Below are 15,400 nucleotides of genomic sequence, written 5' to 3' on the forward strand. Positions count from 1 at the left end.
GTTAGACTTACCTGTCGATATCAGCACTGCCTGGCCCTGGCCCGTCATTAACCAAGGAAGCCTCATGTATTCAACGCGTCTGCTGCTCTGCCTTATTCCTTTACTGGTACTGGCCGGGTGCTCAACTTCCCGTGGCCCCCAGCAGCCCGAGCGCAGTGAAGCCGAGGTGAAGGCGCAGATCGTGCGCCTGCTGCCGGCCAAGGTTGCGGACCGTAACGGTTGGGCCCAGGACATCTACACCGCGTTCGACACCCAGAAAATCTACCCCAGCACCGAAAACATCTGCGCGGTGCTGGCGGTGACCGAGCAGGAGTCCACCTATCAGGTCGACCCGCCAGTGCCGGGCATGGGCAAGATCGCCCAGGATGAAATCCTGCGCCGCGCCGGCAAGGTGCACGTGCCGGCATTCGTGGTGCGCAGCGCCTTGCAACTGCGCTCGCCCACCGGCAAAACCTACGCCGACCGTTTGAATGCCGCCCGTACGGAAAAGGACCTGAGCGCGATTTTTGACGACTTCATCAGCATGGTGCCCCTGGGCAATACACTGTTTGGCGGGTTCAACCCGGTACACACTGCTGGCCCCATGCAGGTCAGTATCGACTTTGCGCAGAAACAGGCGCGGGGTTATCCCTACACGGTGGACGGCACGATTCGCCGCGAAGTGTTCACCCGTCGCGGCGGCATGTACTTCGGCATCGCCCACTTGCTCGGTTACCCGGTGAGCTACGATCAGCCGCTGTACCGCTTTGCCGATTTCAACGCCGGTTGGTACGCCAGCCGCAATGCCGCGTTCCAGGCCGCTGTCAGCCGTGTTTCAGGCAAAGAGCTGGCGTTGGATGGGGATTTGATCCGCTATGGCTCATTGTTGCCCGGCACCACCGAGCTGGCGGTGCGTTCACTGGGGGCGAAGTTGGATATGCGCAACCCGAGCATCCGCAGCCAACTGGAGCAGGGTGAGCAGTTGGATTTCGAGGACACTACCTTGTACAAGCGCGTCTTCGCCTTGGCTGACCAGGCGGCCGGCAAGCCGCTGCCACGGGCGATCCTGCCGGGTATTGTGCTCAAGAGCCCGAAGATCACCCGCAACCTGACCACGGCCTGGTTTGCCAAGCGTGTGGATGAGCGCTACCAGCGCTGCATGAAGCGCTGATCAACTGCGGCGCTTGACGAACCGGCGCCACAAGCCCACCCACAACCACACCACCGGGAACGCCAGGATCACGAAGGGCAGCACATAGCTGGCACGTTCCAGGGCGTCTGCGGTGCCGTTCACCAGGTTGTCTCCCAGGTTGCTGAACATCCGGGTGAACCTTGACACCTGGTTGGCGCCGTCGGAGGAGCGGAAGTTCAAGGTCATGCGGTTGGTGTCGAGGCGGCGTTGCTGGCCGGCGGCAACCTGGGCCAGTTCCTGCAGCTCGTTTTCAATGCCGGCTTGCTCTTTGCTCAGGACGATCAGGTCGCTGACGGTGATGTCCTTGCGCTTGGCCAGTTCATCGAGGCGTTGCTGCTGGGCTTGCAGGCGGTCCTGGCGACGGCGCACATCCGCCACGGCATCGGCCAGGTCTTCGGCAGTGGTGATGCGCTGGCCGAGCTTACCGCCTTCGGCCGCCAGGGCGACCATCGGCTCCACACCCGTGGGCGCGATTCGCAGGATGATCTGGCCGCCTTGGCCGTCTTCGGTAATGCCAAGGATATTGCAGGCACCAAAGCGCGCCGTTTCACACGCCTCACGAGTGGCCTGCATACGCGGCGCAAGCAGGGCGCCGGGCAGGGCCAGGGTCAATTCATGCTCATAGGCCAGTTGCGCCCCGGCCTTGCCCTGTTCGCCATTGATGACGGTGGCGCGAGAGTGGTCCGTGGGGGAACAACCGGCCAAGGCCAGGCCGGCGAGCAAGATCAACAGCGGCGCGCGAAGCGGGTGGGAGTTGCCGTCCAGGTGGCGCATGGCGTTTCCTTGAAATGTGCAGGAGAAATTGGCCGAGATTAAAGCGGGTCTGGCCCATTAACGCAAAGCATTGCCCGGGATTTGCCCGGCTGATGGTGGTGGCTGTCGGGTCGGGGCTGGCGTACACCTCAGGCCTCACCCCAGGGAAGCATCCGCCATGAACGCTCAGACTGTCCCCCAAGGCTTTGTCCCGTTGCCGCGCAGCAGTCCGTTGCTGGAACTGCTCGGCCCGGCGTATTGCCGTGGCGAAGGTTTGCAATTGGAAGTCGGCTTGCGCGCCGATCATCGTCACGCCAATGGGCGCGGTACGGTACATGGCGGGGTGCTGGCGACGCTGGCCGATATCGGCATGGGGTACGCCATGGCGTTTTCCAGTGAGCCGCCGTTGCCGTTGATTACCGCCAGCATGACCGTGGATTACCTGGGCGCCGTGCAGGTAGGGGAGTGGATGGTGGTGCGTCTGGAAAGCCACAAGCGCGGACGGCAGATGGCGTTCGCCACGTTGAGTTTGCAGGTGGAGGAGCGGGTGGTGCTGCGGGCGAGCGCGGTGTTCGCGGTGCCGCAAGCTGACAGGCAGTGAGATCAAATGTGGGAGCTGGCTTGCCTGCGATAGCGGTGTGTCAGTTAGCAATGGTCTGACTGATAGACCGCTATCGCAGGCAAGCCAGCTCACACATTTTGATCGAGTTCATTCAGGGGGATCGATAAAAGAAAAGGCCTGGCTTTTCGTGGAGCCAGGCCTTTTCTATGTTGCTCTATTGGCGTGGGGCTGCTACGCAGCCCAACGGGAGCAAGCTCCCTCGCCACAATAGCGATCCGATTCAGTTGCGTTCGAGCGCCAGGGCGACACCTTGGCCGCCACCGATGCACAGCGTTGCCAAACCTTTCTTGGCATCGCGCTTGATCATTTCGTGCAGCAGGGTCACCAGTACGCGGCAGCCTGAAGCACCGATCGGGTGGCCGATGGCGATGGCGCCGCCGTTGACGTTGACCTTCTGCGCGTCCCACTCCAGCTCTTTGCCCACCGCCAGTGATTGCGCGGCGAAGGCTTCGTTGGCTTCGATCAGGTCTAGATCAGCCAACTGCCAGCCGGCCTTGTCCAGGCAGCGGCGGGTGGCCGAGACCGGGCCGATGCCCATGATGGCCGGGTCGACGCCCGCGTTGGCGTAGCTGGCGATACGCGCCAGTACGGGCAGGCCGAGTGCCTTGGCTTTGTCGGCGCTCATCAGCAGCACGGCCGCAGCGCCGTCGTTCAGGCTGGAGGCGTTGCCGGCGGTGACGCTGCCGTCTTTCTTGAACGCAGGCTTGAGCTTGGCAAGGGATTCGGCGGTGGTGCCGGCGCGGGGTTGTTCGTCCACCGCGAAGGCCACCGGGTCGCCTTTGCGCTGGGGAATCAGGATTGGCGTGATCTCATCGGCAAAGCGTCCGGCTTCGATAGCGGCGGCAGCTTTTTGCTGGGAGGCGGCGGCAAAGGCGTCCTGGGCTTCGCGGCTGATGCCGTACTTGTCCACCAGGTTCTCGGCGGTGATGCCCATGTGGTAATCGTTGAACGCATCCCACAGGCCGTCGGTAATCATGCTGTCGATCATCTTCGCGTGGCCCATGCGCAACCCGGTGCGTGCGGCAGGCAGTACGTACGGGGCCAGGCTCATGTTCTCCATGCCACCGGCAATGATCACCTCGGCGTCGCCGCAACGAATGGCCTGGGCGCCCAGGTGCAAAGCCTTGAGGCCCGAGCCGCAGACCTTGTTCAGGGTCAGGCTCGGCACGGCATGGGGCAGGCCGGCAAGGATCGAAGCCTGGCGCGCCGGGTTCTGGCCGCTGCCTGCGGTGAGCACCTGGCCGAGGATCACCTCATCCACTTGCGCCGGGTCCAGGCCGGTCTGCTCCAGCAAGCGACGGATCACGGCGGCGCCCAGTTCCGGGGCCGGAATGCTCGCCAGCGAACCTTGGAAGCTGCCCACGGCGGTGCGGGTGGCAGCAACAATCACGACGTCTTGCATGGAATCTGTCCTCACTGGAAGTGCATTTCTGGAACGTGGTCCGGGACGATCAGTTTACCGGCGGTCTTGCTCACAATCTCTTCAACGCTGACGCCAGGTGCGCGTTCCTTGAGGACAAAAGCGCCATTTTCGATTTCCAGGTACGCCAGGTCCGTGAGTACACGCTTGATGCAGTTGGCACCGGTCAGCGGCAGGCTGCATTGGCTGAGCAACTTGGACTCACCGTCTTTGGATGCGTGAGTCATGATCACAATGATGTTTTCTGCGCCGGCCACCAGGTCCATGGCACCGCCCATGCCCTTGACCAGCTTGCCGGGGATCATCCACGAAGCGATGTTGCCCTGTACGTCCACTTCGAATGCGCCCAGTACGGTGAGGTCGACATGCCCACCGCGAATCATCGCGAACGACTCGGCGGAAGAGAAGATCGAGGCGCCGATGCGTGCGGTGACGGTCTGCTTGCCGGCGTTGATCATGTCGGCGTCGATGGTTTCTTCGGTTGGGAACGGGCCCATGCCAAGCAGGCCGTTTTCCGATTGCAGCATCACTTCCATGCCGTCGGGGATGTAGTTGGCCACCAGGGTCGGAATGCCAATACCGAGGTTCACGTAGTAACCGTCCTGCATCTCGCGGGCAACGCGTTGAGCCATTTGTTCGCGGGTAAGCGCCATGATTGTTTCCTCTTGTTGTTCTGGACGGGGATTATTTGCGGACGGTGCGCTGTTCAATGCGCTTTTCGAAGGTGCCGCAGATGATCCGGTCGACGTAGATGCCAGGGGTGTGGATCTGCGCCGGGTCCAGCTCGCCCGGTTCGACGATTTCCTCGACTTCGACCACGGTGATCTTGCCGGCGGTGGCGGCCAGCGGGTTGAAGTTCTGGGCGGTGTGACGGTAGATAACGTTACCGAAGTGGTCGGCTTTCCAGCCTTTGACGATGGCAAAGTCGCCGGTGATGGACTCTTCCATCAGATACGGGCGACCCTTGAATTCGCGGGTCTCCTTGCCTTCGGCAACGGGGGTGCCGACACCGGTGGCGGTAAAGAAGGCCGGGATGCCGGCACCGCCTGCGCGCATTTTTTCTGCCAGGGTGCCTTGAGGAGTAAGCACCACCTCAATCTCGCCGCTGAGCAGTTGTTTCTCGAAGAGGGCGTTTTCACCCACGTAGGAAGCGATCACTTTGCTGATCTGCTTCTGTTCCAGCAGCACGCCCAGGCCGAAGCCATCGACGCCGCAGTTGTTGGAAACCACCGTCAGGTCGCGGGTGCCTTTGCGCTTGATTTCGGCAATGAGGTTTTCCGGAATGCCACACAGGCCAAAACCACCGGAGAGCACGGTCATGCCGTCTTCCAGGCCTGCCAGCGCTTCTTCATAGGACGCCACGCGTTTATCGAAACCTGCCATATGCACCTCTTTTATTGTTTGTGGTCCAGCCAGTGAGTTGAGTGTTGCGCCAGCGGATTGATTTGTTAAGTTGTTTTTTAAGGTTGATTGATTTAGAAAACAGCATAGTCCAATCGTCGTCCGGAGCTGCGTCATGACCGTTAAACAGATGCGTGCCTTTCTCGCCGTCGCGCAAAGCCTGAGTTTTGCCGCGGCCTGCGAGCGTTTGCACCTCTCTCAATCGGCGTTGAGCTTGACCATCAAGGGCTTGGAAGAAGGCTTGGGCGGGCGCCTGTTCAGCCGTAATACCCGTAACGTCGCGCTGACCCCTGAAGGCGAGTCCCTGCTGCCCCTGGCCCGCCGGTTGATTGCCGATTGGGACAACGCCGAAGACGAACTGCGCCAGCGTTTTACCTTGCAACGTGGCCGCGTCACGGTGGCCGCCATGCCCTCGTTCGCGGGGAACCTGTTGCCGCCGATCCTGAAGATATTCCGCGCCCGTTACCCTCAGGTGAACGTGACGGTGCATGACCTGATCAATGAACAGGTGCTGGAGATGGTGCGCGACCGTCAGGTGGAGCTGGGGGTGGCGTTCGAGCCGTCCGATGGTTCGTCATTGGCGTTCACGCCGTTGTACCTGGATCGCTTTGTCGCCGTGGTCCCGGGGGATTCACCCTTGGCACAGCGTGCTGAAATCGACTGGAAAGCCTTGTTGGAGCAGCCGTTCATCACCCTGCAGCGGCCTTCCACTGTGCGAGTGATGCTGGAAGAACACCTCGGTGCCTTGCAGATGAAACTGCCCGTTGCCTTGGAAAGCCATCAACTGGCGACGGTGGGCAAGATGGTTGCCAGCGGTTTGGGGGTTAGTGCAGTGCCAGCGTTATGCGCCAGGCAGATGGAGGAGGCGGGAGCCCATTGCATTACCTTGACTGGCCCGGTGATCGAGCGACCGATTGGGGTGCTGACCAAGCCGGGGCATGAACTGTCGGCGGCGGCGCAGGTGCTGTTTGATATCTTTCGGGATGAGGCGGGAAAGGGCAGGTTTCCAACTTTTTAAATCAGTAATACAAATGTGGGAGCTGGCAAGCCAACTCCCACATTGATTGAGTACTACCTAGTAGTAACGGTCGATCACTTTAACTTGCGAGCTGTCTTTGAAAGACGCCCAGGCATTGTTAAGTGTGTCGAACACTTGCTCGATAAAGTTGCGATCAGCGGCGGCCTTCTTGCCGACATAACCCTGGCCACGGCGGTACATCTTCAGGCGCGCCGCCAGCTCACGGTTGTTACGGTCAAACTCGGCTTCTTCGGTATGGGGCGCCAGGCAGTCAATTTGCACTTCGCCCGATTTGCCAATCCACAGGATATGGTCGTCGAGTGTGTCTTTCTGCGCTGCGAACATCTCAGCCAATTCATCGATAGTTGGTTGGTTGTTCAAATTCATGTGTAAGCCCCTTGACCAGTTGGCGATCTATCAGTTGATTCGTTAATACCAGTAAGTTGTCTCCGGTCACTAAAACCGGGCGTCAGCGACGGGCTGCCGAATACGGGCAGGGTCTTGAAGCTGATGCATGTAGTCTTGCTGATGAACTGCTACGCAATGCTCTGATTGCGAAGACAAGCCGCGTTTGAGCGCCTTGTACCTGCCCCTTCCGGGACCGGTCAGCTTCATCGATCTGCCTTGTGGGCAGTGCACATCCGGAAAAACAGCTCGGCGGTCAGACGAGCCTGTTCGAAACGCTTGTTACCAACGCTCCCGATCCGAGAGACGTCTAGATCATGCAAGGACAAAAAGGTTACGTCAACGGTTATGTAGTGATTATTTTTGATCACTACATAATTTGTTGTGGGGGACGGGCCAATGCGGGAAAACGTGACTTGGGCGTCATTTTTTGGAAGTGATGGTCGAGCGCCTCAACCCTTGTAGGAGCGAGCTTGCTCGCGAAAAACTCGGGCTCGCCGTGGGGTGTCAGGTTGCCCCGGTTATCGTTGACGATTTTCGCGAGCAAGCTCGCTCCTACAGGGAGAGCTGGTCGACCAGTAATGGCAGTAGTCGCTCACAGGACGCCTGAATTTTCACCTGCAACAACTCATCCCCCCGAGTCTTGCCCAGGTTGATGGCAATCACCGGCTTACCCTGTTCAACCATAGCCTTGCACAGGCGAAACGCCGAATAGGCCATCAGCGACGACCCCACCACCAACAGCCCTTCGGCATGCTCTACCGCCGTCATTGCTTTGAGCGCCGTCGCCGGCACGACGTTTTCGCCAAAGAACACCACATCCGGTTTCAGCCGTTCGCCATTGCAGTGCGGGCAGCGGGGCATCTGGAAGCGCTGTTCAAACGCCGGATCAAGCAAGGTGTCGCCATCCGGCGCTTGCACCGCATGAACCTGTGCCATGTGCGGGTTATCGACCTCCATCTGCCGCTGGATCACGTCGCGCTCGCTGCGCAGTTGGCAATCCAGGCACAGCACCCGATGCAAGCTGCCATGGAGCTCGATCACATCCTGGCTGCCGGCCTGGTCATGCAGGGTGTCGACGTTCTGCGTGATCAGCCCACTGATATGGCCACGGTGCTGCAGCGTCGCGAGCGCCAGGTGGGCCTTGTTCGGCTGGGCAATGCGCACCCGTGGCCACCCCAGCATCGCCCGCGCCCAGTAGCGGCGCCGCGCCTCGGGAGTGGCAAGGAACTCCTGGTACATCATCGGTGGCTTGCCCCGGCGTACACCTTCCCCGTCCCGGTAATCCGGAATACCCGAAGATGTACTTATCCCTGCGCCGGTCAGCACCAGGAAACGCCGGCCGGACATGGCCCGGTGCAGAGTATCGAGGTGGTCTTCCTGATGGTCCAGCGTGTCGAGCATGGGTTCCCCCTATTCGCCGCGGATGTACTGTTCCAGTTGCTGGATCAAGGCCGCTTGTTCGGCAATTGCTTCCTTGACCAGGTCACCGATAGACAGCAGGCCCAGCAGTTTGCCGTCTTCGACCACCGGCAGGTGGCGCAGGTGACTGTCGGTCATGATGTTCATGCATTCCTCGACACTCTTGTGAGTATCCACAGTGATCACCGGCGAGCTCATCACCTCATGGACCTTGGTGGTAACTGACGAGAGGCCCTTGAGCATGATTTTACGTGCGTAATCCCGTTCACTGATGATGCCGACCACCACGTCATCCCTGACCACTGGCAAGGCACCGACGTTTTTCTCCGACATCCGCACCAGCGCTTCAAATACGGTGTGGTCCCATTTGATCGTGTGGACATCCTGGTTTTTCTGGTCCTTGGCTTTCAGCAGTTGTGCAACGGTCTTCATGGCGGCCACTCCGGTGTTGTTGTTGGTAGTCCAGATCCCCTACAGAATCCTAGACCGAACCCGCCGGAGCAAGGGCCAATGCGGCGTTAAACCTGTCGAAAAACGTCATGTGCCAGTCTTTTTTGGTATTTATCCCGCATTTGCCGGCTTTTTTCCGCGCTTGGGGTTGGTGCCAGCTTTACGTGGGGCGGCCTTGCGCTTCTTTTTCCACGGCGTCGCACCTCGGCCAGCCGGGCTGGCGGGGCCAGTGATAGTCATGCGCATGCCGTTACAGCGTGCCACCTGCTTGCTCATCCACGCCGCTTGCTTGGCGACGAATTCCTCCAGGCTCATTTCGCCGCTTTGCACCATGTCCAGTGCCTGTTCCCAGATGGCGGTGGTGCCGGGGTCGGCGATGGCGCGGGGCACCGCGTCGATCAGGCTGAACGCGGCCGGGGTTGCTGACAGGGCCTTGCCGTTTTTCACCAGATAACCGCGATCCAGCAAGCCCTGGATGATCCCGGCGCGGGTGGCCTCGGTGCCGATGCCAGTGGTGTCCTTGAGTTTTTGCTTGAGCAACGGGTCCTCCACCAACTTGGCGACGTTTTTCATGGCCTTGATCAGGTCGCCTTCGGTAAAGGGCTTGGGCGGCTGGGTCCACAGGTCTTTGAGGTTGACCTTGGCCACGGCGTAGTCGTGGCCCTGCACCAGCGTCGGCAAAGCTTGGGGCGCAGGCGCTTCGCGACCTTTGGCGGGTGCCAGCGCTTCGGGCAAGGCGCGTTTCCAGCCCGGTTCAATAATGACTTTGCCCACCGCGCGCAACGCCCGGCCGGCACAGTCGAAATCGGCCTGGGTGCGGTCGTATTCATGGTTGGGCAGGAACTGCGCCAGGTAGCGCGCACGAATCAGCGTATAGACCGCACGGTGCTTGCCGGTCAGTTGGCTGACCTCCTTGCCGGCTCCGGTGGGGATGATGCCGTGGTGGGCGCTGACTTTCGCGTCGTTCCAGGCCCGCGAACGGCGCCGAGGGTCGATGTGCGACATCAGCTCGTTGACCGCCGTGTCCGCACGGCCCAGCGCCGCAAGGATCTTCGGCGCTTCACTGTGCTGGCTCAATGGCAGGTAGCCGCAATCGCTGCGCGGGTAGGTGATGGCCTTGTGGGTTTCGTACAGGGATTGGGCGATATCCAGGGTTTCCTGGGCACCCAGGCCGAGCTTCTTCGAACAGATCTCCTGCAAGGTGCCGAGGTCGAAGGGCAGGGGCGCCACTTCGCGCATGCGCTCGGTACGCAGCTTCACCAGCCGCGCCGTGGCGGCGTTGAGCATGGCGTCGGCGGTGTCCCGCGCCAGTTGCGGGTTGAGGCAACGGCCCTGGTCGTCACAGGCATCCTCAGGGGCGCGCCATTGGGCGGTGAAGGTGATGTGATCGTGGCGCAGGTCGACATCAATGGCCCAGTAGGCCACCGGCACGAAGTCGGCAATGCTGCGATCACGGTCCACCACCAGGCGCAGGGTCGGGGTTTGCACCCGGCCTACCGGGAGTACGCCCTGGTAACCGGATTGGCGCCCCAGCAGGGTAAACAGGCGGCTCATGTTCATACCTATCAGCCAGTCGGCGCGCGAGCGCCCCAGGGCCGAGTGATACAGGCTGAAGGTTTCTGCACCGGGTTTGAGCGCCGCCAGGGCCTTGCGAATGGAGGCGTCGTCAAGTGCCGACAGCCACAACCGCTGGATCGGCCCGCGGTAGCGGCAGTGTTCCACCAGTTCACGGGCGATCATCTCGCCTTCACGGTCGGCGTCGGTGGCGATCACCAGTTCCTGGGCTTCCCCCAGCAAGCGCTTGACGGCCTTGTATTGGCTGGCGGTCTTGGGCTTGACCAGCATCTTCCACTTTTCCGGGACGATCGGCAGGTCGGCCAGCACCCAGCGTTTATATTTGGCGTCGTAGGCATCGGGCGGTGCGGTCTCCAGCAGGTGGCCGATACACCAGGTGACCGTGACTCCATTACCCAGCCAGCACCCATCGCCGCGGCGGCTGGCGCCGAGCACGGCCGCGATATCCTTGGCCTGGGAGGGTTTTTCACAGAGGTACAGCCGCATGGTCATCACATCAGATCGGGTTGATGCCTTGCAGGATGCTTATTTGAAGGGGTTTGAGCAACCATTATCTGTATGGATGTACAGCAATTTGTGTGGGTGCCATACGCCGCGGTAGGAGCGAGCTTGCTCGCGAAGGTCGTTAACGATGACGCGGGGCGCCTGGTGCCCCGCGTTGCTCTCAGGTTCTTCGCGAGCAAGCTCGCTCCTACAGGGCAGAGGTATCAGTTGTTTTCGATATCCACGTGCCGGGTTTCCTTGAGGCAGAACAACCCGACGATCAGGCTCACGCCCGTCACCACCACCGGGTACCACAACCCATAGAAGATATCGCCGGTGTACACCACCAAGGCAAACGACACCGTCGGCAGGAACCCGCCAAACCAGCCGTTACCGATGTGGTAGGGCAGGGACATCGAGGTGTAGCGGATGCGCGTCGGAAACAGCTCCACCATCAGCGCCGCCAAGGGCCCGTAGCACATGGCGGCGATGAAGATCAGCACCACGATCAGCACCACCACCATCAGCTTGTTGACCTGGGCCACATCCGCCGATGACGGGTAACCGGCCAGGGCCACGGCGCCACGCAGGGCCGCTTCATCAAAGCCGTCGATACGCACATCGCCGACGCTCACTTGCACCGGGCTGCCTGCAGGGGCGGTGGCGCTGCTGTAGGGCAGGCCTTGTTTGACCAGGAAGGTCTTGACCTTGTCGCAGGGGCTGTCAAAACGGGCCTTGCCCACCGGGTCGAACTGGAAGGTGCAGGTGGCCGGGTCGGCCAGTACGGTGATCGGCGCCTGTCGGCTGGCCTGGTCCATTGCCGGGTTGGTGTAGTGCGCCAGGCCCTTGAAGATCGGGAAGTACAGGGCGGTCGCCAGCAGCAGGCCGAGCATCAGCACTGGCTTGCGCCCGACCTTGTCCGACAGCCAACCAAACAGGATAAAGAACGGCGCGCCAATTACCACGCTGATGATCAACAGCATATTGGCCAGGGCCGGGTCCATGCGCAGGAATTGGGTGAGGAAGAACAGCACATAAAACTGCGCCGCGTAGAAGGTCACCGCCTGCCCGCCGTTGATACTGAACAGCGCGATCAGCACCACCTTGAGGTTTTCCCATTTGCCGAAGGACTCGCGAATCGGCGCCTTGCAGGCCTTGCCTTCCTCTTTCATCTTCAAGAAGGCGGGCGACTCGTGCAGGCTCATGCGGATCCAGGTCGAGATGCCCAGCAGCACGATGGAAAACAGGAACGGAATGCGCCAGCCCCACACTTCGAACTGATCGCCGGTGAAGTAACGGCAGGCCAGCACCACCAGCAGCGACAGCAGCAGGCCGAGGGTGGCGGTGGATTGAATCCAGCTGGTGTGCAGGCCGCGCTTGCCCGGTGGCGCATGCTCGGCCACGTAGGTGGCGGCGCCACCGTACTCACCGCCCAGCGCCAGGCCCTGCAGCATGCGCAGCACAATGAGGATGATCGGCGCAGCAATGCCGATGCTGGCGTAGGTCGGCAGCAACCCGACGCAGAAGGTTGCCACGCCCATCAGGATGATGGTCACGAGGAAGGTGTACTTGCGCCCGATCATATCGCCCAGCCGGCCGAACACCAGCGCACCGAATGGCCGCACTACAAAGCCTGCGGCAAAGGCCATCAAGGCAAAGATAAACGCCGTGGTGTCGTTGACCCCGGCAAAGAACTGTTTGCTGATTACCGCCGCCAAGGCGCCGTAGAGGAAAAAGTCATACCACTCGAACACCGTCCCCAAAGAGGAGGCGAAGATGACCTTTCTTGATTCGTTGGCGGTACTTGCACTGGCCGCCGAGCCCAGGGGTTGAGCATGTTCTGACATCGGGTGTCCCTCACAGTGATTATTTATTGTTGTTCCACTGTCGGCGCTGACCTCGGCGCCGGTGTTTTTCAACTTCATATAGCGTTAATGGTTACGCGGGGTGCCCTGTGGTGCGCGGTGCTGGTGGGTTTTTCGCGAGCAAGCTCGCTCCTGCAGTGTTGGATGACAGGATTAGCTGCGCGGCCTTCTCCGCGATCATCAGCGTGGGTGAGCAGGTATTGCCGGAGGTGATGCGCGGCATGATCGACGCATCGGCAATGCGCAGGCCGGGAATGCCGTGTACGCGCAGCTGGCTGTCGACCACGGCATCTTTGTCATCGCCCATGCGGCAGGTGCCCACCGGATGGAAAATCGTGGTGCCGATCCGTGCAGCGGCCTCGTGCAGTTGTTCTTCAGTTCGCAGGGCTTCGCCGGGCAGGTATTCCACCGGTTTGAACTGGCTCAGGGCCGGAGCGGCGACGATGCGCCGGGTCAGGCGAATAGCGTCGGCGGCCACGCGCAAGTCTTCGGGGTGGCTGAGGTAATTAGGCTGTATCAGCGGCGCATCCGCCGGGTTGGTCGAACGGATATCCACCCGGCCGCGACTTTGCGGGCGCAGGTCGCAGACCGATGCGGTAAACGCCGGGAAGCCGTGCAACGGTTCGCCAAAGCGTTCCAGGGACAGTGGCTGCACATGGTATTGCAGGTTGGCCGAGGTCTGCTCCGGGCCGGAGCGGGCAAACGCGCCAAGCTGGCTGGGCGCCATCGACAGCGGGCCGCTGCGGTCGTACAGGTAGCGCAGGCCCATGCCCATCTTGCCCCACAAGGTACCGGCGATCTGGTTCAGGGTGCGGGCATTTTCCAGCTTGTAGATCAGGCGCAGTTGCAGGTGATCTTGCAGGTTGCCGCCAACGCCTGGCAGCTCGTGCACCACGTTGATACCCAGCGGCTTGAGCACATGGGAGGGGCCGATCCCTGAGCGTTGCAGAATGCCCGGCGAACCCACCGAGCCGGCGCACAGTACGATCTCTTTGCGCGCCTTCCAGCTCAGTGCCTGGCCGTGTTGGCGTCCCAGTACCTGCGAGGCACGACCGTTTTCCAGTAGCACACGCTCAACCTCTACCTCAGTCAGCACGGTGAGGTTGGGACGCTGGCGGATCGGCTTGAGGAACGCCTTGGCCGCATTCCAGCGCACACCGGCTTTCTGGTTGACCTGGAAGTAACCGCAGCCCTCGTTGTCGCCCTGGTTGAAGTCATTGATATTGGCGATGCCGCTTTGGGCAGCCGCCTCACGAAACGCATCGAGGATCGGCCACGACAGGCGCTGTTGCTCTACGCGCCACTCACCGCCCTCGTTGTGGAATTCAGAGCCGCCGGCAAAATGGTTTTCGCTCTGTTTGAACAGCGGCAGTACGTCTTTCCAAGCCCAGCCCGCGTTGCCCGCCGCCGCCCAGCCATCGTAGTCCTGGGCCTGGCCGCGCATGTAGATCATGCCGTTGATGGACGAGCAGCCGCCCAGCACTTTGCCCCGTGGGTAACTCAAGGCGCGCCCCTGCAGGCCGGCTTGGGGTTGGGTCTTGAAGCACCAGTCGGTGCGTGGGTTGCCGATGCAGAACAGGTAGCCGACGGGGATATGGATCCAGGGGTAGTTGTCGCGGCCACCGGCTTCCAGCAGCAGGACACGGTGAGCCGGGTTGGCGGACAGACGATTGGCCAGCAGGCATCCGGCAGGGCCGGCGCCGACGACGATGTAATCGTATTCAGCAGTTGCATTGGGCATCTGGGGTCTCGCTTGTTTTTCTTATTGGGCCCATCCTAGTTGTTAGTTTTCGTCTTAAAAATGTTAGTTTTTACCCACCCGCTGTGCGTTTTTAAACAGCGCCGGCGGGCCCAGGCTCTGGAGGCGATATGTTCGACTGGAATGACCTGCGGTTTTTTCTCGAGTTGCAGCGCAGTGGCCGCCTGCTCACCGCCGCTCAACGCCTGAAAACCACGCATGCCACTGTGGCGCGGCATATCGACGCCATCGAGAAAAGCCTCGGCACGGCGCTGTTCGTACAGCACGCCCAGGGCTATGAACTGACGCCTGCCGGCGAAGCATTGCTCAAACATGCCGAAGCTATGGAAAACGTGGCACTGCTGGCCGAAGACGAGCTCACCCACTCTGCGGCGCCCCTGGGCAAGATTCGCCTTGGTGTAGCCGAAGGGCTGGGCGTGATGTTTCTGGCCGCACGCATGGGCGGGTTGTTTGAACGCTATCCAGGTTTGGAGGTGGAGCTGGTCGCGGTGCCGCGTTTCGTCAGCATCCTCAATCGCGAAGCGGAGATCAGCATTCACTTGGAACGCCCCAGCGCCGATCAACTGGTGACGCGCAAACTCACCGATTATCGTCTGGCGCTGTACGCCAGCCGTGCCTACCTGGCGCGTAACCCGCCCATCGAAAAACGTGAAGACCTCTCTGCCCATGCCTGGATCGATTATGTCGATGACCTGCTGTTCAGCCAGGAATTGAAGTTCCTCAACAGCTTCTGCCGTAGCCCCCGGGTGGTGTTCCACAGCACCAGCGTGATCGCCCAGCACCAGGCGGCGCGTTCGGGGTTGGGCATTGCGGTGTTGCCATGTTTCATGGCGGCTGGGGATGGAGAGTTGGTGCCGTTGCTACCGGCGGAGGGTATCCAGCGCAGCTATTGGATCAGTTCGCGCCGGGAGCTGCACAAGTCGGTGCGGTTGCGGGTGTTGTGGGATTATGTGGTGGAGCTGTGCGCAAGGGAGCAGGGCTTGTTGCTCGGCGAATCCCGCTGACACACACGGATTAAAATGTGGGAGCTGGCTTGCCTGCGATGGCGGTGTGCCA

14 protein-coding genes and 1 pseudogene are annotated in these 15,400 nt (G+C 61.1%); 4 read left to right on the plus strand and 11 right to left on the minus strand.

Features of this window, described 5'->3' with window-relative positions:
• Nucleotides 1-64: 64 nt before the first annotated feature.
• Nucleotides 65-1,150 carry a DUF1615 domain-containing protein gene (locus tag HBO10_RS26480; RefSeq protein ID WP_034127058.1) on the plus strand — a complete coding sequence of 362 codons (1,086 nt, stop codon included), beginning with the start codon at nt 65-67 and terminating at the stop codon, nt 1,148-1,150.
• Here HBO10_RS26480 and HBO10_RS26485 read toward each other — a convergent pair whose 3' ends face one another.
• Nucleotides 1,151-1,945: a DUF4349 domain-containing protein gene (locus HBO10_RS26485; protein WP_034127059.1), complete on the minus strand. Its 795-nt coding sequence runs from the start codon at nt 1,943-1,945 to the stop codon at nt 1,151-1,153. It abuts the gene before it with no gap.
• A 157-nt stretch (nt 1,946-2,102) separates the two neighbouring features.
• Between HBO10_RS26485 and HBO10_RS26490 the strand changes: the two genes are divergently transcribed.
• The gene (locus tag HBO10_RS26490; RefSeq protein WP_014717969.1) at nt 2,103-2,525 is read left to right on the plus strand and encodes a PaaI family thioesterase; all 423 of its coding nucleotides are present in this window, start codon (nt 2,103-2,105) and stop codon (nt 2,523-2,525) included.
• 241 nt (nt 2,526-2,766) lie between these two features.
• Here the strand turns inward: HBO10_RS26490 and HBO10_RS26495 are convergent, their stop codons facing one another.
• Genes HBO10_RS26495 through HBO10_RS26505 form a run of 3 tightly spaced genes read right to left on the minus strand, consistent with a single transcriptional unit; the run spans nt 2,767 to nt 5,349 of the window.
• Nucleotides 2,767-3,948: an acetyl-CoA C-acetyltransferase gene (locus HBO10_RS26495; protein WP_034127060.1), complete on the minus strand. Its 1,182-nt coding sequence runs from the start codon at nt 3,946-3,948 to the stop codon at nt 2,767-2,769.
• 11 nt (nt 3,949-3,959) lie between these two features.
• Complete coding sequence (locus tag HBO10_RS26500; RefSeq protein ID WP_005786928.1) at nt 3,960-4,619, minus strand: CoA transferase subunit B; 660 nt, start codon at nt 4,617-4,619, stop codon at nt 3,960-3,962.
• 31 nt (nt 4,620-4,650) lie between these two features.
• Nucleotides 4,651-5,349, minus strand: coding sequence for a CoA transferase subunit A (locus HBO10_RS26505; protein ID WP_003190329.1), 699 nt, complete (start codon nt 5,347-5,349; stop codon nt 4,651-4,653).
• Nucleotides 5,350-5,482: 133 nt separating this feature from the next.
• Here HBO10_RS26505 and HBO10_RS26510 point away from each other — a divergent pair, with 133 nt between their 5' ends.
• Nucleotides 5,483-6,385: a LysR family transcriptional regulator gene (locus HBO10_RS26510; protein WP_034127061.1), complete on the plus strand. Its 903-nt coding sequence runs from the start codon at nt 5,483-5,485 to the stop codon at nt 6,383-6,385.
• Nucleotides 6,386-6,442: 57 nt separating this feature from the next.
• Here the strand turns inward: HBO10_RS26510 and HBO10_RS26515 are convergent, their stop codons facing one another.
• The 7 genes and pseudogenes from HBO10_RS26515 to HBO10_RS26545 all read right to left on the minus strand — a co-directional run bounded on the left by HBO10_RS26515 (nt 6,443) and on the right by HBO10_RS26545 (nt 14,326).
• Nucleotides 6,443-6,772 carry a hypothetical protein gene (locus tag HBO10_RS26515; RefSeq protein ID WP_003190335.1) on the minus strand — a complete coding sequence of 110 codons (330 nt, stop codon included), beginning with the start codon at nt 6,770-6,772 and terminating at the stop codon, nt 6,443-6,445.
• 478 nt (nt 6,773-7,250) lie between these two features.
• Nucleotides 7,251-7,373: pseudogene (locus tag HBO10_RS26520) on the minus strand (outer membrane lipoprotein carrier protein LolA); the annotation flags it as partial.
• Nucleotides 7,346-8,194: an NAD-dependent protein deacetylase gene (locus HBO10_RS26525; RefSeq protein WP_034127062.1), complete on the minus strand. Its 849-nt coding sequence runs from the start codon at nt 8,192-8,194 to the stop codon at nt 7,346-7,348. The pseudogene HBO10_RS26520 and the gene HBO10_RS26525, both read right to left, overlap by 28 nt.
• 9 nt (nt 8,195-8,203) lie before the next feature.
• Nucleotides 8,204-8,644 (minus strand): CBS domain-containing protein, encoded by a 441-nt coding sequence (locus HBO10_RS26530; RefSeq protein ID WP_034127063.1) that lies wholly within the window; start codon nt 8,642-8,644, stop codon nt 8,204-8,206.
• 129 nt (nt 8,645-8,773) lie between these two features.
• On the minus strand, nt 8,774-10,723 hold the full coding sequence (locus tag HBO10_RS26535) for a DNA topoisomerase III (RefSeq protein WP_034127261.1): 1,950 nt from the start codon (nt 10,721-10,723) through the stop codon (nt 8,774-8,776).
• Between the two features lie 221 nt (nt 10,724-10,944).
• Nucleotides 10,945-12,567, minus strand: coding sequence for an MFS transporter (locus tag HBO10_RS26540; protein ID WP_034127064.1), 1,623 nt, complete (start codon nt 12,565-12,567; stop codon nt 10,945-10,947).
• Nucleotides 12,568-12,658: 91 nt separating this feature from the next.
• The gene (locus tag HBO10_RS26545; protein WP_034127065.1) at nt 12,659-14,326 is read right to left on the minus strand and encodes a GMC family oxidoreductase N-terminal domain-containing protein; all 1,668 of its coding nucleotides are present in this window, start codon (nt 14,324-14,326) and stop codon (nt 12,659-12,661) included.
• 128 nt (nt 14,327-14,454) lie between these two features.
• Between HBO10_RS26545 and HBO10_RS26550 the strand changes: the two genes are divergently transcribed.
• Entirely contained in the window at nt 14,455-15,348 is an 894-nt protein-coding gene (locus HBO10_RS26550) for a LysR family transcriptional regulator (protein WP_034127066.1), read from the plus strand.
• Nucleotides 15,349-15,400: the final 52 nt, after the last annotated feature.

This window comes from Pseudomonas sp. WS 5503, from assembly GCF_012985385.1.
In the GTDB taxonomy this organism is placed as follows: domain Bacteria; phylum Pseudomonadota; class Gammaproteobacteria; order Pseudomonadales; family Pseudomonadaceae; genus Aquipseudomonas; species Aquipseudomonas paracarnis.